This is a genomic window from Glycomyces artemisiae (genome assembly GCF_003002955.1).
GTDB classification, from domain to species: domain Bacteria; phylum Actinomycetota; class Actinomycetes; order Mycobacteriales; family Micromonosporaceae; genus Glycomyces; species Glycomyces artemisiae.
In genome coordinates, this window is the sequence record NZ_PVTJ01000008.1 from 41950 (window position 1) to 62894 (window position 20945).

Sequence of the window (20945 nt, forward strand, 5' to 3'; positions counted from 1 at the left end):
TCCCTCTCAAGGGGTGTCGGTGGGGCGATTCGACCGACTTGAGCGTACTTCGAGCGCCCCGTCGCCCGCGCCCGCCCGCAGTCGTAACCCCTTGCGGCCGAACGGTGTCGCCACGGTGATGATCGAACCCGAGGAGTCCGGGTCGAAGGCGGCCCCGGTGAAGGTCCCGAAGCGCGCCTCGACCGCGAGGCCCGCCGCCTCCAGGAGCCGGTCGAGGTGGTCCGGGGCGGTGAACCGCAGGCCGCAGCTCGCTCGCAACGGCTCGTCCCAATATGAGGCGCTGAAGTACGCGTCGAGCCGGACCACGCCCTCGCCGTCGGGCTCGCCCGCCTCCTGTACGACGCTCATCGGCTCCCCGAGCGGATCGGTGAACCGGTACGGCTCGGCGCTCGTCCAGGTCCGCCACGCCTTCGCCGCCGGGTTGCGGGTGTCGAAGACGAACCTGCCGCCGTCGGTGAGGGCGCGGCGGACCGCGGTCAGCGATGCAACGGTGTCAGCGTCGTCCAGCAGGCACTGGAACGCGTTGCCGCTCATGATCGCCAGGTCGAACTCCGCGTCCCATGCGGCCGCCGAAGCGGGCGCGAGCACCCATTCCGCGGCGTCGGACTCCTGCGCCTGCCCGAGCATTGCCGGGTCGGGGTCGATCCCGACCCGCCGCCCGGCATGGCCCCCGGCGCGGGCGCGGCGCAGGATCGTCCCCGTGCCGCACCCGACGTCGAGCACGCGTTCGGCGGCCATGACCAGGTCGAGGTAGAACTGGTCGCTCTGGCCCCACTCGTTGAGGTGGTCGTAGAGCAGCGCGTCGAGGGTCTCCCCGTCGAGCGCGGGCGGGTCGTAGGCGATCGTCACCGGGCCAGTCTGCTCGGGCACCGGCCCGGCGGCAATCGCATTAGGGCGCTAAGGCGGCCAGGGGAAGCCGAGCGCTTCGGCATACTCCTTCGATCCGCCGGAGAGGCGGGCCGTCGACTTCGGATCCGTGGCTTTCAGGTCCGCGATGATGCGGTCCACGACCCCTGTCACGGCAGCGTCGTCGACCTCGGGAACGTACGGCACTGCGCACGACGCGGAGAACTGCACCCAAGGGCCGTCTTCGGACGGCCGCTTCGGGTAGTAGAACGAGTACTGCATCTCGGATCGATCCGGTGACCATGAGCCGGTCCACGCCAGCTCGCACTCCCAGCGCGACATCAGCTCCGGCTCGGCCCCGATCCGCTCCCGCAGCAGCCGCGCGGCTCGTTTTGCGGGCCACTCCCAGTCGAAATCGGCTGCGGCCCTGGCGACCTCGGCGTCGTACTGGTCGGCGTCGAAGGCGAACCGGGCCGTCAGCGGATCCTTCAGGCCGGTGTCGCGGACCTCCCACTCCACCAGGCCGTCATGGCGGCTGATCACCGCCCGGAACGCTCCGCAGCACTCCTCGACGCAGCCCGTGTCGCCGATCTTCACGTCGCGCGGCTCCGCGAGCGCCGTAAGACCGAGCCCGTCGTGCAGCACCGTTTCCGGCCTGTCCGAGTGGCCGCGTTGGAAGTGCGCCTCCACGAGCGGCACGCCGTCGAGCAGCAGGTGCGTCCGCGGCTGGGCGGCAGCGCTCGGCCGCGGCACACTCACCCGCACCGCCAACCCCCGGGGCAGCGGCAGGTCACTGTGCCCCGCCCGGTTGAGCTGCGTACGCAACCAGACCAGGTCAGGATCGTCCGGTGTGGCGGCCAGTGCGGCATCGACCGAAGCAGACGCCTCCGGCGACACCAGCAGCGCCTGGATTCCCGCAGCGGTCATTTCCCGCTCCCCGGGCGCGAACCCGAGCAGGGCACAGCGGCCGTACCGCACCTCGTCCCACAGTTGCGCCGCGAGCGCGAGCGTCTCCGGCTCGACCCCGAGCGCACCCGGCCGGGCCGCGTCGCGCAGGATGCGGGCGAACCGCTGGTCGCCTTGGAACCCTTCGGGTCTGCGGTCAAGCGCGCTGAACATCTGCACCAGGTCCGCGGACTGCTTCACTGGCAGAGCATAGAGCAGCTCGCTGAATTCCTGCTCCGGCAAATCCCGGATCGCCCGAACCGTGTGCCAGCGGCGGTACACCGGAGTCCGCTCGGCCGCCCAGGCCAGATGCGGCCCGGACCGCCCGATACGCTCCAGCGCCTTGATCGCGGTCCCTTCGATCCTTCGGCCCAGCGGAATGAAGATCCGGATCCGTTCGCCGTCCCCGTCGCGAGGTGCGAGCGACAGCAGGTTCACACCGATGCAGATCTCAGCGATGCTCGTGCCGGTGTCGAGCAGGTGCTCGGCAATGGCCCGGATCGTGCCGGGTGCCATCGTGAACTCCGCGGCCTCCATATCGGAGGCGAGGGTGGCCGGGCCGACGCTGTTCCTGACATGCTTGCCGAAGTCCCGCAGGCCGTCCGGTGTCGCATCGGTGGTGCGGATCGACTCGATGAGTTCTGCTCGCGCTGCTGCGTACTCGGCTTCGCGCTGCCGCGCCCGCTCTTTCAGCGTTCCGGTCGACGGAGGTCGCGACCTGTACTTAATAGCGATCGAGGCGCGGATCTCGCGGAGTGCCGCATCAGGGAGCGGTCCGTCGGAGTGGTGCTCGAGCAGCGCCCGGAGGCGGCTCTGGATGGGCTCGGGGTCGAGCGCATTGCGCTCGCCGGTCGCCGTCATCGGATGGTGGGGCTCGTTTCGTTGTATCCCATAGCCGCAGAGTATAACGCCGCATGCAACCGGGCCTCATCCGCGTTTCTCTTCACCTCCTCCGCGTAGCGGCCGTACATGGGGCCGGGGATATCGTGGCCGACTCCCGGGGTCAGGACCAGGCGGGCGTGCGTGATCGATGCGGCGAGGTCCCTTGCCGTGCTGGTGCGCAGGAGCTGGTCGCTGTCGCCGTGGAGGACCACTGTGGGCACGTGGATCGCGTCGAGCCGGGGCCCGGACCAGTGGGCGCCGAGTTGGCGGCCCATCGAGTTCGGGTCGCGGACGGGGCTGCCCGCGTCCTTCTCGACGCGGGAGCGGGCCTCGGCCTCGTCGAAGGGATAGCCGGGGGAGGCGAGGGCGCGGGAGACGGCCATGCTCAGGGCGAGGTCGCCCTCCGGAGTGTCGGGGAACTTGAGCTTGGACATCTTGGCGACGAACCCGAAGCGGATGTAGCGCAGGAGCTTCAGGTTCCCCGCGTCGGAGGACACGCTCGCCGACAAGGCGAGGCTGCGGACCCGGGCCGGGTGGCGCAGGGCGATCCGCTGGGCGCGCAGGCCGCCGTTGGAGTGGCCGAACAGGTGCGCGCTGTCCCAGCCGAGGGCGTCGAGGACCGCCGCGGCGTCGTCGGCCACGTCCTCGCCCGTGTAGGCCGGGACCTCCTTGCGGAACAGGGCGGTCACCGGCTTCGCCTTCGCGGCCGGGAAGTGGGTGGACTGGCCCGAGTCGCGGTTGTCGAAGGCCGCCACGTGGAAGCCGCGGTCGATGAAGGCCCGCACCAGGCCCTCGGGCCACCAGAACCTGGTGACCGCCGAACCCATGACGAGGAGGAGCGGCTCGCCGCCCGCCCCTCCGAGGTCCTCGTAGGCGATCCGGACGCCGCCGTTGTCGGCGTATCCGGTGGGGGCGGGGGACTGGGACTGGTTCATGGCTCCTCCTGTAGATCGGGGTTCGCGAACGGTGTTCCCGAAGTCTAGGCCTTCGGGTACACTGTTCGCAAACGACGAAGGAGTGATGTGGCCGACTACGACGAGCCGATCTGGCTCCGCCCCGAACGGGCCGCCACCGGACGGCCCGCCGTGCGCAGCCGCCCGGAGATCACCGCCGCCGCGCTGGCGGTCGCCGACCGGGGCGGGCTCGACGCGGTCTCGATGCGCAACGTCGCCGAGGAGCTGGGCACCGGCGCGGCCTCGCTGTACCGCTACGTCTCCGGCCGCGACGACCTGCTCGACCTCATGGTCGACGCCACCGCCGCCGGGATCGAGCTGCCCGAGCCCACCGGGAACCTCGTCGACGACCTCGTGGCCGTGGGGGAGGGCCTGCACGGGGTGATGGCCCGGCACGAGTGGCTGCCCGAGCTGGTGCTCACCCGCCCCTCGCTCGGCCCGAACGCGGTCGCGGTCCTGGACCACGTGCTCGGACTGCTCGCCGACCGGCCGGGCGACGGCCGCGCCAAGCTGGAGGTCTACGCGCTGCTCAACGCCGTCGTGGCCACCTTCGCGATGAACGAGCGCGCCGCCGGCAACCGGGCCCGGCACGCCGCCGCCTACCTGGGGCACGTCGCCGCGTCAGGGGAGCGCCCGCGGATCACCGAGCTGCTGGGCGACCTGGCCGAGCCCCCCGGGTCCGCCGAGGAGCGGCGGACCGCGGCGCTCGCCAAGCTCCTCTCCGGACTGGTCGGCTAAGGAGGCCTGCTCCTCCACCCGCGGCTGCGCTTCGGTCCCGGTCCAGCTCGCGAGGAGCTGCAGCCGCTCGTACGAGGGCGAGGCGGGCTCGGCGGTGTAGACGAGCAGCACCAGGCCGGGTTCGGCGATGAGTTCGAGCTCCTCGTACGTCATGTCGAGGTCGCCCGCCACGGTGTGGTGGACGCGCTTGCGGCCGCTGCCGTGGATGCGCACGTTCCTTGCGGCCCAGCGGGTCCGGAACTCCTCGGAGCGGGTGGAGAGTTCGCCGATGAGGTCCTGGAGGCCTTTGTCGTGCGGGTCGCGGCCCGCCTCGGTGCGGAGCATCGCGACGTTGATGTCCGCCGCGGTCGTCCAGTCGGGGTAGAACCGCTGGGACCGCTCGGTGTCGAGGTAGCAGAACCGCGCGAAGTTCGGCGGGTGCTCGGCGCTCGCGAAGATGTCGTCGTAGAAGGCCCGCCCGAGCCGGTTGGCGGCGACGATGTCGAGCCGTCCGTTGCGGACGATCGCCGGGGACCCGATCGAGTCGAGCAGCTGGACCAGGCTCTGCCGCGGCGTCCAGTTCTTGGTCGCGCGCCGCCGCGGCCGCGCCTGCGGGGCGCGCCCGGCCGCTTTCGCGAGGTCGAACAGGTACGAGCGCTCGGCCTCGTCGAGCCGCAGCGCCCGCGCGAGCGAGTCGAGGACCGTGTCCGAAGCACCGGCGAGGCCGCCGCGTTCGAGGCGCGCGTAGTACTCGACGCTCACGTTCGCCAGCACCGCGACCTCGGCGCGCCGCAGTCCGGGCACGCGGCGGTTCGATCCGGCGGGCAGGCCCGCCTGCTCGGGGGTGAGCTTCGCTCGCCGCGAGGTCAGGAACTCGCGCACTTCGTCCCGGTAGTCCACGGGACCGACGCTACGCCGCCCCGCGCCCCCGAGAGGTGCCCTCTCAGTACACCTCTCGATAGTGCGTTCCACCAGGCGCGCAGCCGCGCTTTGATCGATGATGTGCGGGTCGGCCGCGGCCGACCCGATCCGAGACCCGAGGAGATCGAACATGTACGGCACCGTCATCCACGCGCCCGGCGACATCCGCTTCGAGGAGCGCCCCGACGCCGCGCTCACCGCGCCCACCGACGCCGTGATCCGCCTGGCCGCGACCTGCGTCTGCGGCTCCGACCTGTGGCCCTACCGGGGCGTCGAGCCCGTCGGCGAGCCGCACCCGATGGGCCACGAGTACGTCGGCGTCGTCGAGCAGATCGGCGCGGACGTCCGCAATGTCGAAGTCGGCGACTTCGTCGTCGGCTCCTTCGCCACCTCCGACAACACCTGCGAGATCTGCAAGGCCGGGTATCAGTCCCACTGCGTGCACCGCGAGTTCATGGGCACCGCCCAGGCCGAGCTGACGCGCGTCCCCAACGCCGACGGCACGCTCGTCGCCACCCCCGGGACGCCCGACCCGGACCTGATCCCGCACCTGCTGGCCGCCTCCGACGTGCTCGGCACCGGCTGGTTCGCCGCCGACGCCGCCCAGGCCGGACCGGGCAAGACCGTGGCCGTGGTCGGCGACGGCGCCGTCGGGCTCCTCGGCGTGCTCTCCGCGAAGCAGATGGGCGCCGAGCGGATCATCGCCATGTCGCGCCACGCCGACCGCCAGAAGCTCGCGCTCGAATTCGGCGCCACCGACATCGTCACCGAGCGCGGCGCCGACGGCATCGCCCGGGTCAAGGAGCTCACCGGCGGCCTGGGCGCCCACTCGACGATCGAGGCCGTGGGCACGCAGGAGTCGATGATGCAGGCCATCCACGCGACCCGCGCGGGCGGGCACGTCGGCTACGTGGGCGTCGCCCACGGCGTCGCCCTGCCCGGCGACGAGCTGTTCTTCTCCGGCGTCCACCTCCACGGCGGCCCCGCCCCCGTGCGCCGCTACCTGCCCGACCTCATCGACCTGATCTGGCGCCGCGAGATCGAACCGGGCAAGGTCTTCGACCTGACCCTGCCGCTCGCCGACGTCGCCGAGGGCTACAAGGCCATGGACGAGCGCCGCGCCATCAAGGTCCTCCTCCGGCCGTAGCCGGACGCGAAGGGGCGCAACCGCACGGCACTGACCTGATGCGCCGGAACATCGGCGGCCCGGCACCGGGGGCGACGGGTCCGCCTGGTACTCATGGACAACCGCAACGGAAAGGAACCGCGATGCAGGAGCGCGCACTCGGCGACGGACTGACGGTCTCGGCGATCGGCTTGGGCTGCATGGGCATGAGCGACGGCTACGGCACCTCGGGCACCCGCGAGGACCACATCGCGCTCATCCGCAGCGCGGTCGACCAGGGCGTGACCCTGTTCGACACCGCCGAGGTCTACGGCCCCTACGTCAACGAGGAGCTCGTGGGCGAGGCGCTCGCGCCCGTGCGGGACCGGGTCGCCGTCGCCACCAAGTTCGGGTTCGACATCGGGCCCGAAGGGGACTCGAACGGCACCGACTCCCGGCCCGAGCACATCCGCGAGGCCGTCGAGGGCTCGCTCCGGCGGCTCGGCACCGACCGGATCGACCTCTATTACCAGCACCGGGTCGACCCCGACGTCCCCATCGAGGACGTCGCCGGAACCGTCAAGGAGCTCATCGCCGAAGGCAAGGTCCTCCACTTCGGACTTTCCGAGGCCTCGGCGGCGACGATCCGCCGCGCCCACGCCGTGCAGCCCGTCGCCGCCGTCCAGAGCGAGTACTCGCTGTGGTGGCGCCGCCCCGAGGAGGAGGTCCTGCCGGTCCTGGACGAGCTCGGCATCGGACTCGTCCCGTTCAGCCCCCTCGGGAGGGGCTTCCTCACCGGCGCCGTCGACGCGGGCACGACCTTCGCCGAAGGGGACATCCGCAACAGCATCCCGCGTTTCGGAGCCGAAGCGCGCGAAGCGAACCGGGTCCTCGTGGACCTCCTCGCCGGGATCGCCGCCGCCAAGGGCGCGACCACCGCGCAGATCGCCCTCGCCTGGCTCCTCGCCCAGCGCGAAGCGCTCGCCCCGATCCCGGGCACCCGCAGGCCCGAGCGCCTCGCCGAGAACCTCGGCGCCGCGTCGGTCGACCTCACGAAGGACGACCTCGACGCGATCGAACGGGCCGCGTCCCAGGTCCGCATCCAGGGAGGGCGCTACTCCGAGGCGATGGAGAAGATGACCAACCTCTGAGGGCGCCTCACCCGATCGTGATGATGGTCTTCCCGGTCGGGCGCGCCGTCGGGTTGAACGCCTTGACGGCGTCCTCCAGCGGGTGGACCGCGCCGATGCGGGTGCGCAGGCGGCCGTCGCGGACGCGGGCGGCGAGCTCGGCGAGCTGAGCCCGGTCCGCCTCGACGACGAAGAACACCGCACGGCCCTCCGCGGGCCGCACCTCCGGCGGGGCCGCGATGGTGACCAGGACGCCGCCGGGGCGCACCAGCGCGGCCGAGCGCGCGCCGATGTCGCCGCCGATGACGTCGAACACGAGGTCGACCTGGCCGACGTCGCCGAGGTCGTCGGCTTCGAGGTCCAGGAACTCGTGGGCCCCGAATTCGAGCGCCGCCGCCCGGTCCGCGGCGCGGCCGGTGCCGATGACGTGCGCGCCCGCCTCACGGGCGAGCTGGGAGACCACGGACCCGACGCCGCCCGCCGCGCCGTGGACGAGGACGCTCTGCCCGGTGTGGAGGCGGCCGTGGTCGAACAGGCCCTGCCACGCGGTGAGCCCGGAGATCGGCAGGCTCGCGCCGGTCGTGAAGTCGACGTCGGCCGGGAGCGGCGCGAGGTTGCGGGCCTCGACGGCGACCAGCTCGGCGAGCGTGCCGTCCCTGGTCCAGTCGGCGAGCCCGAACACGCGCTGCCCCACGGTGAGCCCGGTCGTCCCGTACCCGAGCGACGCGACGACCCCGGCCAGCTCGTGCCCCGGAATGCTCGGGGTGCGGTCGCGCCCGGCCCGGTCGGTCCAGGTGCCCGGCCAGGTCAGCTCGCCGGGCGTGAACCCGGAGGCGCGGACGCGGACGACCACGTCGTTCTCCGCGGCGTGCGGCTCGGGCCGCTCGCCGAGGGTCATGCCGGCGGTGCCGGCGTTCGGGTCGGTGACGGTGACGGCCTTCATGCGGGCCCCTCTCACTCGGGTAGGTCGCTCCATTAAACGACTTGAAGCGAACGCCCGCAGGCGGACCGCCCCGACTTTCAGCGGTGCAGGGTCGGCCGGTACACCAGCTCCTGGGTGCGGCCGTCGAACGTGCGGGTCCCGATCAGGTCGAGGTCGAAGTCCTCCGCGCCCGCGAAGATCGCATCGGTCCCGGTGCGGCCGCTGATGACCGGGAAGACCGTCACCTGCACGCGGTCGACGAGCCCCGCGGCCATGAGCGCCCGGTTCATCGACAGGCTCCCGTGCGAGCGCAGCGGCACCGCCGACTCCTCCTTGAGCCGCGCGACGACCTCGACCGCGTCCCCGGGCACGACGGTCGCGTCCGGCCAGCCGAGCGTGCCGTCCAGCGTGGAGGACACCACCGTGGTCGGCATGCTGCGCATCCGGGCGTTCACCGGGTCGAGGTCGGCCTCCGGGATCGGACCCAGCAGCTCCACGAACTCCCGGAACGTGCGAGCCCCGAGCACCATCCGCTGCTCGTCGCCGAGCGCGGCCCGGCGCCCTTCGAGGAACTCCGGCCCGTGCTTGCCCCAGTAGCCGCCCCAGTCGGCGTCAGGGCCGAACGAGCCGAATCCGTCGAGGGTGGTGAAGACGTCCCAGGTGTAGAGGGCGGTCATGGCGTGCTCCCAGCTTGCTGTCGTCGGCATGTCGCCTGTAGGGACGACGCGCGCCGACCGGACTCATCGCACCCGGGGTCGCGGATCGCGGGCCGGCCCTCCGCTGGTGGACGTCGGACCGGCCCGCTCACAAGAAGAACGCACCGGGATGTCGTCCATGACGGACAACGGGTGAAAAATCCCGATCGGCTGACAGACGCGGCCCGCAGGCCCGAACCGGTGTCAGGCTCGCGTCAGCTGCGCGTCAGGGCGCCCCCCGATAGTTGCTCCATCAACGGGAAACGCCCGGTGAGACACACAAGGAGCAAGAACAATGAGCGTCAACCTGACCGCCCAGGACAAGACCGTCATCCGCACCGCCGCCTTCGGCGCCGTCACCCTCCTCTCCTACGCCGGGATCGCCGGGTCGGCCCACCGGGTCGCCACCGACGGGACCCTCGCGTACGCCTCCGCCACCGGCGAGGTCGGGCACGTGCTCGCCTCGAAGAAGGGCGACTTCAAGCTCAAGGCCAAGTCCGCTGCGTCCCTCGCCGAGCAGGTCCTGCCCGCGCTGGCCGAGTCCGTGCGGATCCTCAAGGCCCAGGACCCGGCCGAGGCGGAGAACTTCCGCACGGTCGTCGGCGTGGCCGTCGAGGCCGCGAACCGCGCCCACAAGGGTGCGCCGAGCCCCGTCATGGCCGAGATGACCCGCAAGATCACCGCGGCGGTCAACGGGTAGCCGCACCCCGATCCGAACCGCCGCGCCGCGGGAGCCCTCAGGGCTCCCGCGGCGGCCGCGCTGCTCAGAGCAGATCCGCTCAGGGCGGATTCGATTGCGGGGGAGGGGCGCGGGTGGCGATCGTTGGGACATGAGCGAAGACAACAGGCCGCAGCAGTTCTCCGAGCGCGTGCGGCGCGAGCTGTACCAGCAGCGCGTGCTCGTGCTCGACGGAGTGCTCGACGACGACAACGGGACGCTCCTGGCGACGCAGATGCTGTCGCTGGCGATCGACGACCCCAACAGCGATATCTCACTGTGGATACATTCGCCCGGCGGCTCGGTCCCGGCGATGCTCGCGATCCGCGACACGATGCGGCTGGTGCCGTGCGACGTCGCGACGCTGGCCCTCGGGATCGCATGCAGCGCAGGGCAGTTCCTGCTCTCGGCGGGCACGAAGGGGAAGCGCAAGGTCCTCCCGCACGCGCGCATCCTCATGCACCAGGGCTCGGCCGGGATCGGCGGCGGCGCCGTCGACATCGAGTTGCAGGCCAACGACCTGCGCTACACCAGGGACACCGTCCTCAAGCTCATCGCCGAGGACACCGGCCAGACCGTGGAGCGGATCTTCGAGGACTCGCTGCGCGACCGCTGGTACACCGCCGACGAGGCCCGCGAGTACGGGTTCGTCGACGGGACCGTCACCTCCTTCGAGGAGATCACGCCGAAAGAGCGACCGGGCATCGGCCTGCGCGTTGCGGCCGAGAGGGGCGCCAAGTGAGCAGCTACATGATCCCGAACGTGATCGTCGACCAGGGCCGCGGCGAGCGCGTCATGGACGTCTACTCGCACCTGCTGTCGGGCCGGATCATCTACCTGGGCACCGCGATCGACGCAGGGGTGGCGAACGCGCTCGTCGCGCAGCTCCTGCACCTGGAGGAGGCGAACCCCGACAAGGACGTCAACCTCTACATCAACTGCGAGGGCGGCGACCCCAGCGCGATGCTCGCCGTCTACGACACGCTCCGCTACATCCGGCCGAAGGTCGCCACGCTCTGCGTCGGCCAGGCCGTGGGCGTCGGCGCGGTCCTGCTCGCGGCCGGGTCCGAGGGGATGCGGTCGGCGCTGCCGCACGCCCGCATCGTCCTCGACCAGCCCGGCGGCCAGGGGCGCGGCCCGATCCCGGACCTCATCATCCAGGCCGACGAGCTGGTGCGCGTGCGCGACAGCATGGAGCAGATCCTCGCGCGCCACACCGGCCAGACCGCCGAGCAGCTGCGCATCGACACCGACCGGGACCGCGTCTTCACCCCCGAGGCCGCCAAGGCCTACGGCCTGGTCGACAACATCCTGGAGGTGCAGGAAGCGGCCAAGTAGCGGCTAGGCCGCCAGCGCGTAGGCCGCCCGGCAGACGGGCCCGTTCCCGGTGCCCGCGCGGTCGATGGCGGAGCGGTCGAGGAGGATGCGTTCGGCGACCTGGAGGACCAGGTCGCCGAGCGTCGTCTCCAGGGCTCCGGCGACGGCGGCGATCATCTCGCTCGACGGTTCCTTGACGCCGCGTTCGATCTCGGAGAGGTACTGGGGGGAGATGCCCGCGCGGTCGGCGGTCTCGCTCAGGGTCTCGCCGCGGTCGCGGCGGGCGGAGCGGAGCTGCTCGCCGAGGGCGTCGCGCCACAGGGGCTCGCTCGGCGCCGGGCCCGGCGCGGTGCTCGGGGCCGTCGGTCGGTGCTGTTCCGGCGCGGTGACCGGGTTCGGGGAAGTCTCAGCCATGCCCCACCGTATTCCGCCGCGCGCGGGGTTTTCCACCGGTTCCGCTGAAGGCGCAATCCGAGGGTTTCTTGAAAAACTGGGACCCGCCTGTTGACTCGATACCCCCAGGGGGTATAAATTCAGATCAAGGAGATACCCTCCAGGGGTATGATCGAGCGAGAGAGGAAGCCGCCATGAGCGTCATCGAGTACCAGGTCACCGGAATGACCTGCGGCCACTGCGAGATGTCGGTCCGCGAAGAGGTCGGCAAGATCGGCCCCGTGGGCAAGATCGACGTCAGCGCCGCCACCGGCAGGCTCGTCCTCACCACGGACGCCGCCGTCGACGACGCCGCGGTCATCGCCGCCGTCGACGAGGCCGGCTACAAGGCGGTGCGGATCTGATGAAGACCCCCGTCCGACTCGGCGCCTTCGGGCTCGGACTCGCCGCGCTGTTCGGGGGCGCGTACGCGGTCGCCGCGAACGTCGTCCCCGACAGCGCCGTCGACCAGCGCCTCGAAGACACCGACACCGAGCACGACATGGACATGGGAACGGAGACCGACATGGAAGACCACGGCGGCCACGAGGCCGACCCGGTCCGCGGCCTCTCGATCGAGCAGGACGGCTACGTCCTCAGCGAAGTCGCCGCCCCCGCCGAAGTCGGCGCCGACGGCGTCCTCTCCTTCGGCATCACCGCCCCCGACGGCGAGCCGCTCAAGCAGTACACCGAGTCCCACGAGAAGGACCTGCACCTCATCGTCGTGCGCGCCGACGGCGCCGAGTTCCGGCACGTCCACCCCGAGTTCGACGGCGAGACCTGGTCCCTGCCCTGGTCCTGGGACCAGCCCGGCACCTACCGCGTCTTCGCCGACTTCGTCCCCGGCGACACCGGCGAGGAACTCGACGTGACCCTCACGCGCACCGTCGAAGTCGCGGGCGACTACACGCCCCGCGCCGAGAACCCGGTCACCCGCACCGCCAGCGTCGACGGCTTCGACGTCACCCTCACCGGCGACCTCGCCGCAGGGACGACCACCGAACTCACCGTCGAGGTCGCGAAGGACGGCGCGCCCGTCACCGCCCTGGAGCCGTACCTCGGCGCCTGGGGCCACCTCGTGGCCCTCCGCGAAGGCGACCTCGGCTACCTGCACGTCCACCCCGAAGGCGACGAGCCCGAGCCCGGCACCACCTCGGGACCGCAGATCGTGTTCGCCACCGCCGCACCCACCGAGGGCCGGTACCTGCTCTACCTGGACTTCCAGGTCGACGGCCAGGTCCACACCGCGCCCTTCGTCCTCGACACCGACGGCACCGAGCCCGCCGGGGACGCGACGAGCGAGGAGCCCCACGGCCACGACGCCGACGAGCCCTCGCACGACGACAACTAAGCCGCACGAGCAGAAGGAAGGACGACCATGGCATCGGCCCCCGCCGCCGCGAACCGCATCGAACTCGAAATCGGCGGCATGACCTGCGCCTCCTGCGCCATGCGGATCGAGAAGAAGCTCAACAAGCTCGACGGCGTCACCGCCAGCGTCAACTACGCCACCGAGAAGGCCCAGATCGAGGCCCCCGCGGGCACCGACCCGGCCGAACTCATCGCCGTGGTCGAGAAGACCGGCTACACCGCCGCCGTCCCCAAGGCCCCCGAGCCGGAGGCCGACGAGACGGACCGCCCCGACCCCGAGCTGACCTCGCTGCGAGGCCGCCTCATCGCCTCGATCGTCCTGTCGGTCCCGGTCATCGCCATGTCGATGGCCCCGGCCCTCCAGTTCGAGTACTGGCAGTGGCTCTCGCTCGCGCTGGCGTGGCCGGTGATCCTGTGGGGCGCCTGGCCGTTCCACAAGGCCGCCTGGACGAACCTGCGCCACGGCGCGGCCACCATGGACACGCTCGTGTCCGTGGGCACCCTCGCCGCGTTCGCGTGGTCGATCTATGCACTCTTCTGGGGGACGGCCGGGACGCCGGGCATGAAGCACCCGTTCGAGTTCACCGTGGAGCCCAGCGACGGCGCCTCGAACCTGTACCTCGAAGTGGCCGCGGGCGTCACGATGTTCATCCTCGCCGGGCGGTACTTCGAGAAGCGCTCGAAGCGCAAGGCCGGCGCGGCCCTGCGGGCGCTGCTCGAAATGGGCGCCAAGGACGTCGCGGTGCTCCGCGGCGGCGCCGAGACGCGCGTGCCGATCGCGCAGCTCGCGGTCGGCGACGAGTTCGTGGTCCGGCCGGGGGAGAAGATCGCCGCCGACGGCGTGATCGTCTCCGGCACCTCCGCGATCGACGCGTCGATGCTCACCGGCGAGTCGGTGCCCGTGGAGGTCGCCGAGGGCGACCCGGTCACCGGCGCCACCGTCAACGCCGGAGGCCGCCTCGTCGTCAAGGCCACCCGCGTAGGCTCGGACACGCAGCTCGCGCAGATGGCGCGCCTGGTCGAAGAGGCCCAGTCCGGGAAGGCCGAGGTCCAGCGCCTCGCCGACCGGGTCTCGGGGATCTTCGTGCCCGTGGTCATCGCGATCGCGGTCGGCACGCTCGGGTTCTGGCTCGGCGCCGGGTTCCCCGCGGCCTCGGCGTTCACCGCCGCCGTCGCGGTCCTCATCATCGCGTGCCCGTGCGCCCTGGGCCTGGCGACGCCGACCGCGCTGCTCGTCGGCACCGGCCGCGGCGCCCAGATGGGCGTGCTCATCAAGGGCCCGGAGATCCTGGAGTCCACGCGCAAGGTCGACACGATCGTCCTCGACAAGACCGGCACCGTCACCACCGGGAAGATGACCCTCGTGGACGCGGTCGCCGCCGAGGGCACTGACCGCGCCGAGCTGCTGCGGCTCGCCGGGGCGATCGAGCACGCCTCGGAGCACCCGGTGGCGCAGGCGATCGCGAAGGGCGCGGCCGCCGAGGTCGAGCTCCCGGCGGTCGAGGACTTCCAGAACGTCGAGGGCAAAGGCGTCCAGGGCGTCGTCGACGGGCACTACGTCGTCGTCGGCCGCGACAGCCTCCTCGCGGACTGGAAGCTGGAACTGGCCCCGGCGCTCGCCGAGGCGAAGGCCGAGGCCGAGCGCGGCGGCAAGACCGCCGTGGCGGTCGCCTGGGACGGCGAGGCCCGCGGGGTCCTGGTCGTCGCCGACACCGTGAAGCCGACCAGCGTCGAAGCGGTCGCCCAGTTCAAGGCCCTCGGGCTGACCCCGGTCCTGCTGACGGGCGACAACAAGGCCGTCGCCGAGCGCATCGGCGCCGAGGTCGGGATCGACGAGGTCATCGCCGAGGTGCTTCCCGCGGACAAGGTCGCGGCCGTCGCGAAGCTCCAGGCCGAGGGCAAGGTGGTGGCGATGGTCGGCGACGGCGTCAACGACGCCGCGGCGCTCGCCAAGGCCGACCTGGGCCTGGCGATGGGCACCGGCACCGACGTCGCGATCGAGGCCGCCGACCTGACGCTGGTCCGCGGCGACCTGCGCGGCGCGGCGGACGCCATCCGCCTGTCGCGGCGCACGCTCGGCACCATCAAGGGCAACCTGTTCTGGGCGTTCGCCTACAACGTCGCGGCGATCCCGCTCGCGGCCCTCGGCCTGCTCAACCCGATGCTCGCCGGTGCGGCCATGGCCTTCTCCAGCGTGTTCGTGGTCGGCAACAGCCTGCGCCTGCGCTCCTTCAAGAGCCGCGCGCTCTAACGGCACGAAGCGGGCCCCGCCGGTCTCCGGCGGGGCCCTGCGCTATGCCGCCGCGAGCCGCGCGGCCTCGGCCGCGACATGCTCCACCGCGCCGGCGCCCCACTGCTCGACGGCCGCGTCGAGCTCCGCGGGATCGGTCCCGCGCACCTCCAGGAACAGCCTCGCGCCGTGCCCGGTGCCCTCGCCCAGGCGCATCCGCACCTCCCCGCCCGGCTCGCCGTGCGCGACGACGAACGCGAACGACTCCGGCCTCTCGCACTCGGTCACGGTCCCCAGCAGCACGTGCGGGACCTGCGGCGCCCGGAACTCCGCGCCCACACCCGGGGCCCGCTTCCCGCCGAAGAACAGGTCCCACGCGGCCTGCGCCGGACACACGAGCTGCCGCTCGAACCGCGCGGTCCACCCGTCAGGGCTCTGATCCACCTGCGGCCGATCGAGCCCGAAGCGCGCCGCCAGCTCCTCGTGGCGGGCCTCGCCGCGGCCCGGGTCGCCCGGCGTCCGGTCGGCGAGGACCTCGTCCAGGCCCGCCATGCACTGCTCCCACCCCGTCGCGAAGCTCGCCGCCCCGCCGCGGTCGTCGAAGCCGTGCAGCAGCGTGAACCGGGTCCCGCCGTCCTCCTCGGCCAGCGCGAACTCCAGCCTGTCGCCGCCCCACGTGAACGCCAGGCGCCGCGGCGGGTCCGCGGCGAGGACCTCGCCCTCGCCGCCCTCGCCGAAGTCGGCCCTCCCTCCCGCGCGCAGCTCCAGTTCGGCGCCGAACGGGAACCACTGCGCGAGCTGCGCGGGCTCGGTCACCGCGCGCCAGACGCGGTCGATCGGGTGGTCGTAACGCCGCTCGACCCTGACGGCCGGCCGGCCGCGGTCGGCGAGCATCCCGGGATCGGACATCGTTCCTCCTCGTGCAGCGGCTCCTCGTCCCAGCGTCGCCGCGCACCGGCGCGGGCGCTGGCGAACCCGGGATCCCGCGGTCCGGCGGGCACGTCGAGCCCCGGACCGGCCGCCGCGGGTGGCCTGCGGCGCAGGCGCGCGCCACGCCCGGCCGCCTTCTGGGACCCGGTGCTAGGTTCGGCGCGGAACCACTCTGAAAGGGGCCCGCGGTGGCAAAGAACCCCGTCTTCCTGTACCGGATGCTCACCCTCGCCGAAGGCTGGTCCTTCGTGCTCCTCCTCGTCTTCGGGTCCGTGCTCAGCCGCGTCTCCGAGATCGACCTGGTGATGCCGCTCGGCGCGCTCCACGGCGCCCTGTTCGTGCTCCTGGTCGGCTCCACCCTCGTCATCCGCCGCCGCCTCGGCTGGGGCTTCGGCACCACGCTCCTCGCGCTCGTCTGCGCCGTCGTGCCGCTCGCCCCGTTCTGGTTCCACCACCGCAAGCGCGAGGACTTCCTCGCCGCCGAGCGCGCGGTCCAGCCCGCCTAGACCCGTACGCCTCCCCAGCGCGTCCACGGCATCCTCCGTGGACGCGCTGTTCTCGTCCTGCCTGCGAAAACGATTGCCGCCGCGATACCGGTGTGACTGCTGTTGCGTTCCCGAGAATCTTTGGTATCGTTCCTGGAAACGTTCTTAAGAACGTTCCCAAACCCCTCCTACCCGCAAGGATCAGGATGGCTGAGACGCAGAAGTCCAACCTCCAGCTCGTCGCCGCCAAGGCCGGCGTGTCCGTGTCCTCCGTGTCGCGGGTCCTCAACGGCGGCTCCGCCTCCGAGGAACTCGCACGGAAAGTCCGCGAGGCCGCCGCCGAACTCGGCTACGTCCCCCACGCCAGCGCCCGCACCATGCGCACCGGCCGCACCGACCAGATCACCCTCGCCGTCGCCGACGTCGGCAACCCCGTCTACGTGCAGATGATGCGCACCGTCACCGGGATCGTCGCCAAGGCCGGGTACCGGCTCGTCGTCTCCTCCACCGGCGCCGACCCGCAGTCGCAGATCGACCTGGTCACCAGCCTCAACCGCGGCTACGCCGACGGGCTGCTCATGAGCCCCCTGCGCATCACCGAAGACCTCGTCGAGGCCATGAAGTCCAGCCGCCTCCCGATCGTCGTCATCGGCACCCTCCCCGCCGACGTCGCCCTCGACAACGTGCGCGCCGACTCCGCCACCGGCATCGGCCTCGCCGTCGAGCACCTCGTGGCCCAGGGCCGCAGGCGCATCGCGCTCGTCAACGGCCCCGTCGACACCGTCCCCGGCTCGGCCCGCCTCGCCGGGTACCTCTCCGCGATCGAGCGCTTCGGGCTCGCCACCTCCGCGGAACTCCAGGTCACCGCCTCGGCGTTCACGTACAAGGCCGGGCGCAAGGCCACCGCCGCGCTCCTGGCTCAGGCCAGCCCCGACGCGATCATCGGCGCCAACGACCTCCTCGGCGTCGCCGCCCTCAAAGAGCTCGCCGCCGCCGGCCGCCGCGTCCCCGAGGACGTCGCCGTCGTCGGCATGGACGACACCGACGCCGCCGAACTCGCCACCCCGTCCCTGACCTCGGTGGACCTCGGCTCGGCGAAGCGCGCCAAGGCCGCCGCGAAGCTCCTCATCCGCCGCATCGCCGAACCCGGCGCCCCCGTCAGCCGCATCGTCATCCCCCCGGCCCTGTCGGTCCGCGAATCCACCGGAGGCCCGGCATGACCGCCCTCGCCGCACCCGCACCGCCGCGCCGGCGCCGCCGCTCGACCGAGGGCCGCGACGCGTGGCTGCTGGTCCTGCCCGCGCTGCTGCCGGTGATGCTGTTCAGCGTCTACCCGCTCGTCTACGGCGTGCTCCTCGGCTTCACCGACGCCGAGGCCGGGCTCAACGTCGAGACGCACTTCAACGGCCTCGACAACTACACCGCGCTCGCGGGCAACGAGCTGTTCTGGAACTCGTTCAAGATCGGCCTCATCTGGGCGTTCTCGGTGACGATCCTCCAGTTCCTCGCCTCCCTCGGCCTCGCGCTGCTGCTCAACCTGAACCTGCGGCTGCGCTGGCTGGCCCGCACGCTCGCGCTCATCCCGTGGGCGATGCCGCCGGTGATCATCGCGATCATGTGGCAGCTCATGCTCAACCCGAACTACGGACCGGTCAACCGGACCCTGGAGTCGCTGGGCCTGCCGTCCTCGATCAACTGGCTCGGCGAGTCGGCGATCGCCCTCCCGGTGGTCATCGTCGTCGGCGTGTGGGCGGGGATGCCGCAGACCACGATCACGCTCCTGGCCGGGCTCCAGTCGGTCCCCGCGGAACTGAACGAGGCGGCCGCGATCGACGGCGCCACCACCTGGCGCCGGTTCTGGCACGTGACGCTCCCGGCGCTGCGCCCGATCATCACCGCGATCACCACGCTCGACCTGATCTGGAACTTCAACTCGTTCGCGCTCGTGTTCGTCCTCACCGCGGGCGGCCCGGGCGGGACCACGATGCTGCCGAGCCTGTTCGCCTACAACGAGGCGTTCCGGTACGGCAACTTCGGCTACGCCGCCGCGATGGGCAACGTCATGGTGATCCTCATCGGCGCGTTCCTGTTCCTGTACCTGCGCGCCCAGATGCGGAGCCGGACCTCATGACGAAATCGATGCGCAGCCCCCTCGCCCGCCCGCTCCAGTACGTCGCGCTGCTGGCGTACATGTGCTTCCTGGCGTTCCCGCTGGTCTTCCTGCTCACGACCGCGTTCAAGACCGACCGCGAGATCCGCTCGCCCGACCCGAGCTTCCTGCCGCAGTCGCTGAACTTCGACAACTTCACGGCCGCGATCGAACGCGCGGACCTGTTCCGCGCGGCCGGGAACAGCCTCCTGACCGCGGTCACCACCACGGTGATCGTCACGGCCGTGTCGCTCCCGGCGGCCTACGCCCTCGTGCGGTTCCGCACGAAGCTGCGCGCCGTCGCCACCGGGTGGATCCTGCTGTCGCAGGTGTTCCCGTTCATCCTCATCATCATCCCGCTGTTCCTGCTGCTCAAGAACATCGGCCTGGTGAACACGCTGCTGGGCCTGGTCCTGGTGTACGCGGTGTGGGCGCTGCCGTTCGCGCTGTGGATGCTCCAGGGCTACGTCTCGGCGATCCCCGTCGAACTCGAAGAGGCCAGCGCCGTCGACGGCGCCGGGCGCTTCAAGACCCTCGTCAGGATCGTCCTGCCGCTGCTCGCGCCGGGCCTGGTCGCGACCAGCCTGTTCACGTTCATCAACTCCTGGAACGAGTTCTTCTTCGCGCTCGTGCTCATCCAGGACCCCGACATGCAGACCCTGCCGCTCGCCCTCGCCCGCTTCGTCGGCGCCGAGGGGCAGGTCCAGCTCGGGCCGCTGGCCGCGGCCGCGCTCATCGCGTGCCTGCCCAGCCTCGTCTTCTTCATGCTCATTCAGAAACGGCTCACCGCCGGACTCCTCAGCGGCGCGGTCAAAGGCTGACCGGGCCGACCACTATGGAAAGAGAGAACGACATGCGAACTCGCACCAGCGCCAGCGTCGCCGCGGTTGCCGGGCTGCTCGCCCTGCCCCTCGCGCTGACCGGATGCTCGGCCTTCGGCGTCGGGGACGACGGCGGAGACGACGGGAAGGTCACCCTGACCTTCCAGTCCCTCGCCTACCAGGACACCACGATCGCCGCCACCCAGGAGATCGTCGACGCCTGGAACGAGGCCAACCCCGACGTCCAGGTCGAGCTCGTCCAGGGCTCGTGGGACAACGTCCACGACCAGCTCGTCACCCAGTTCCAGGGCGGCACCGCGCCGGACATCATCCACGACGAGTCCGCCGACATCATGGGCTTCGCCGAGCAGGGCTACCTCGCCGACCTGAGCGACTACCTCTCGGACGACACGAAGTCCGCGGTCTCGGACGACATCTGGGGCACCGTCACCGCCTCCGACGGCTCGATCGTCGCGGCCCCGACCCTGCTCCAGTCCTACGTGGTCTTCGCGAACACCGACGCGTTCGCCGACGCGGGCGTGGAGCTCCCGACCGGCGACAGCCTCGCCTGGGACGACTTCCAGGCCCTCGCCGGGCAGGTCGCCGGGGACGGCTTCGGCCTCGGCTGGGGCCTCCAGCAGCCCACCGCCGCGGTCATGAACCTCTCGCTCGGCTTCGACGGCACCTACTTCGACGGCGACGCGATCAACGTCGGCGCGAACGAACTCGCCGTGCCCGAGCGCATCCACGCCATGGCCTACGAGGACGGCTCGCTCGACCCGGTCTCGCTGACCCAGTCCGGCTCCGACGTCCTGCCGGGCTTCTTCGACGGCAAGTACCCGATGTACGTGGCGGGCAACTACATCGCCCAGCAGATCACCGAGTCCGCGCCCGAGGGCTTCAACTGGGCGGTCCTGCCCCCGCTCGCGGGCACCGCCGGGGCCGTGCAGGCCGCGAACCCGCAGACCATGTCCGTGGCCGCCGAGTCCGAGCACGTCGAGGAGTCGGCCGCGTTCATCGACTTCTTCATGCAGGCCGACCACCAGGCCGCGCTCGCCCAGGGCGACTGGCTCATCCCGTCCTCCACGGCCGCGCGCGACCTCGTCGCCGAGCAGACCGCGGGCGAGAACGGCTGGGACGCGATCCTCGCCTCCGGCGAGGGCCTGTCGGCCGCGCCGTTCCAGTCGGCCGTGAACTACCCGCAGTGGAAGGACCAGTACGCGACCCCGGCCCTCCAGCAGTACCTGGCCGACGAGATCACCGCCGAGCAGCTCACCACGCAGCTGACCGACGGCTGGAACAGCCTCGGCTAGCGCCTGTCCGCACCACCCCGTCCCGCCGGGGCCCCGGCCCCGGCGGGCACCCGAACCGATCAA

The 20945-nt window shown here is 71.7% G+C and carries 22 protein-coding genes; 14 read left to right on the forward strand and 8 right to left on the reverse strand.

Annotated features, from left to right (window positions below; translation table 11 throughout):
• Positions 1 to 6: 6 nt before the first annotated feature.
• The 3 genes from B0I28_RS19495 to B0I28_RS19505 are packed head-to-tail and all read right to left on the reverse strand — an operon-like array spanning position 7 to position 3608.
• On the reverse strand, positions 7 to 849 hold the full coding sequence (locus B0I28_RS19495) for a class I SAM-dependent methyltransferase (protein WP_219926867.1): 843 nt from the start codon (positions 847 to 849) through the stop codon (positions 7 to 9).
• Positions 850 to 897: 48 nt separating this feature from the next.
• A complete protein-coding gene (locus B0I28_RS19500; RefSeq protein ID WP_106365526.1) occupies positions 898 to 2652 on the reverse strand; it encodes a hypothetical protein in 1755 nt (584 codons plus the stop codon).
• The gene (locus B0I28_RS19505) at positions 2649 to 3608 is read right to left on the reverse strand and encodes an alpha/beta fold hydrolase (protein ID WP_106365527.1); all 960 of its coding nucleotides are present in this window, start codon (positions 3606 to 3608) and stop codon (positions 2649 to 2651) included. The genes B0I28_RS19500 and B0I28_RS19505 overlap by 4 nt, the downstream gene beginning before the upstream one ends.
• A gap of 87 nt (positions 3609 to 3695) precedes the next feature.
• Between B0I28_RS19505 and B0I28_RS19510 the strand changes: the two genes are divergently transcribed.
• Positions 3696 to 4364 (forward strand): TetR/AcrR family transcriptional regulator, encoded by a 669-nt coding sequence (locus B0I28_RS19510; protein WP_106365528.1) that lies wholly within the window; start codon positions 3696 to 3698, stop codon positions 4362 to 4364.
• Here B0I28_RS19510 and B0I28_RS19515 read toward each other — a convergent pair.
• Positions 4248 to 5243: a helix-turn-helix transcriptional regulator gene (locus B0I28_RS19515; protein ID WP_106365529.1), complete on the reverse strand. Its 996-nt coding sequence runs from the start codon at positions 5241 to 5243 to the stop codon at positions 4248 to 4250. The genes B0I28_RS19510 and B0I28_RS19515 overlap by 117 nt on opposite strands.
• A gap of 151 nt (positions 5244 to 5394) precedes the next feature.
• On the opposite strand from B0I28_RS19515, the gene B0I28_RS19520 reads away from it, so the two are divergent.
• A complete protein-coding gene (locus tag B0I28_RS19520; protein ID WP_106365530.1) occupies positions 5395 to 6411 on the forward strand; it encodes a zinc-dependent alcohol dehydrogenase family protein in 1017 nt (338 codons plus the stop codon).
• Positions 6412 to 6533: 122 nt separating this feature from the next.
• Positions 6534 to 7520 carry an aldo/keto reductase gene (locus tag B0I28_RS19525; protein WP_106365531.1) on the forward strand — a complete coding sequence of 329 codons (987 nt, stop codon included), beginning with the start codon at positions 6534 to 6536 and terminating at the stop codon, positions 7518 to 7520.
• Between the two features lie 7 nt (positions 7521 to 7527).
• Here the strand turns inward: B0I28_RS19525 and B0I28_RS19530 are convergent, their stop codons facing one another.
• Together B0I28_RS19530 and B0I28_RS19535 are read right to left on the reverse strand one after the other, a co-directional pair.
• On the reverse strand, positions 7528 to 8442 hold the full coding sequence (locus B0I28_RS19530) for an NADP-dependent oxidoreductase (RefSeq protein ID WP_106365532.1): 915 nt from the start codon (positions 8440 to 8442) through the stop codon (positions 7528 to 7530).
• Between the two features lie 77 nt (positions 8443 to 8519).
• Positions 8520 to 9098 carry a dihydrofolate reductase family protein gene (locus B0I28_RS19535; protein WP_106365533.1) on the reverse strand — a complete coding sequence of 193 codons (579 nt, stop codon included), beginning with the start codon at positions 9096 to 9098 and terminating at the stop codon, positions 8520 to 8522.
• Between the two features lie 313 nt (positions 9099 to 9411).
• Here B0I28_RS19535 and B0I28_RS19540 point away from each other — a divergent pair, with 313 nt between their 5' ends.
• The 3 genes from B0I28_RS19540 (at position 9412) to B0I28_RS19550 (ending at position 11172) form a co-directional block, all read left to right on the forward strand.
• On the forward strand, positions 9412 to 9816 hold the full coding sequence (locus B0I28_RS19540; protein ID WP_106365534.1) for a hypothetical protein: 405 nt from the start codon (positions 9412 to 9414) through the stop codon (positions 9814 to 9816).
• A 130-nt stretch (positions 9817 to 9946) separates the two neighbouring features.
• Positions 9947 to 10576, forward strand: a complete 630-nt coding sequence (locus tag B0I28_RS19545) for a ClpP family protease (RefSeq protein ID WP_106365535.1) — start codon at positions 9947 to 9949, stop codon at positions 10574 to 10576.
• Positions 10573 to 11172: a ClpP family protease gene (locus B0I28_RS19550; RefSeq protein WP_106365536.1), complete on the forward strand. Its 600-nt coding sequence runs from the start codon at positions 10573 to 10575 to the stop codon at positions 11170 to 11172. The genes B0I28_RS19545 and B0I28_RS19550 overlap by 4 nt, the downstream gene beginning before the upstream one ends.
• A gap of 3 nt (positions 11173 to 11175) precedes the next feature.
• Here the strand turns inward: B0I28_RS19550 and B0I28_RS19555 are convergent, their stop codons facing one another.
• A complete protein-coding gene (locus B0I28_RS19555; protein ID WP_106365537.1) occupies positions 11176 to 11565 on the reverse strand; it encodes a helix-turn-helix domain-containing protein in 390 nt (129 codons plus the stop codon).
• A gap of 173 nt (positions 11566 to 11738) precedes the next feature.
• Between B0I28_RS19555 and B0I28_RS19560 the strand changes: the two genes are divergently transcribed.
• Genes B0I28_RS19560 through B0I28_RS19570 form a run of 3 tightly spaced genes read left to right on the forward strand, consistent with a single transcriptional unit; the run spans position 11739 to position 15205 of the window.
• Positions 11739 to 11948 (forward strand): heavy-metal-associated domain-containing protein, encoded by a 210-nt coding sequence (locus tag B0I28_RS19560; protein WP_106365538.1) that lies wholly within the window; start codon positions 11739 to 11741, stop codon positions 11946 to 11948.
• Positions 11948 to 12934, forward strand: coding sequence for a heavy metal-binding domain-containing protein (locus B0I28_RS19565; RefSeq protein ID WP_106365539.1), 987 nt, complete (start codon positions 11948 to 11950; stop codon positions 12932 to 12934). Before B0I28_RS19560 ends, B0I28_RS19565 begins: the two co-directional genes overlap by 1 nt.
• A 27-nt stretch (positions 12935 to 12961) precedes the next feature.
• Positions 12962 to 15205 (forward strand): heavy metal translocating P-type ATPase, encoded by a 2244-nt coding sequence (locus B0I28_RS19570; RefSeq protein WP_106365540.1) that lies wholly within the window; start codon positions 12962 to 12964, stop codon positions 15203 to 15205.
• A 42-nt stretch (positions 15206 to 15247) separates the two neighbouring features.
• Here the strand turns inward: B0I28_RS19570 and B0I28_RS19575 are convergent, their stop codons facing one another.
• The gene (locus B0I28_RS19575; protein ID WP_106365541.1) at positions 15248 to 16093 is read right to left on the reverse strand and encodes an SRPBCC family protein; all 846 of its coding nucleotides are present in this window, start codon (positions 16091 to 16093) and stop codon (positions 15248 to 15250) included.
• A gap of 209 nt (positions 16094 to 16302) precedes the next feature.
• On the opposite strand from B0I28_RS19575, the gene B0I28_RS19580 reads away from it, so the two are divergent.
• The 5 genes from B0I28_RS19580 (at position 16303) to B0I28_RS19600 (ending at position 20882) form a co-directional block, all read left to right on the forward strand.
• A complete protein-coding gene (locus B0I28_RS19580; RefSeq protein ID WP_219926868.1) occupies positions 16303 to 16620 on the forward strand; it encodes a DUF3817 domain-containing protein in 318 nt (105 codons plus the stop codon).
• A gap of 185 nt (positions 16621 to 16805) precedes the next feature.
• Positions 16806 to 17819, forward strand: a complete 1014-nt coding sequence (locus B0I28_RS19585; protein WP_106365542.1) for a LacI family DNA-binding transcriptional regulator — start codon at positions 16806 to 16808, stop codon at positions 17817 to 17819.
• The gene (locus B0I28_RS19590; protein WP_106365543.1) at positions 17816 to 18730 is read left to right on the forward strand and encodes a carbohydrate ABC transporter permease; all 915 of its coding nucleotides are present in this window, start codon (positions 17816 to 17818) and stop codon (positions 18728 to 18730) included. The genes B0I28_RS19585 and B0I28_RS19590 overlap by 4 nt, the downstream gene beginning before the upstream one ends.
• A complete protein-coding gene (locus B0I28_RS19595) occupies positions 18727 to 19569 on the forward strand; it encodes a carbohydrate ABC transporter permease (RefSeq protein ID WP_219926869.1) in 843 nt (280 codons plus the stop codon). Before B0I28_RS19590 ends, B0I28_RS19595 begins: the two co-directional genes overlap by 4 nt.
• A gap of 32 nt (positions 19570 to 19601) precedes the next feature.
• Entirely contained in the window at positions 19602 to 20882 is a 1281-nt protein-coding gene (locus tag B0I28_RS19600; protein ID WP_106365544.1) for an extracellular solute-binding protein, read from the forward strand.
• Positions 20883 to 20945 lie beyond the last annotated feature (63 nt).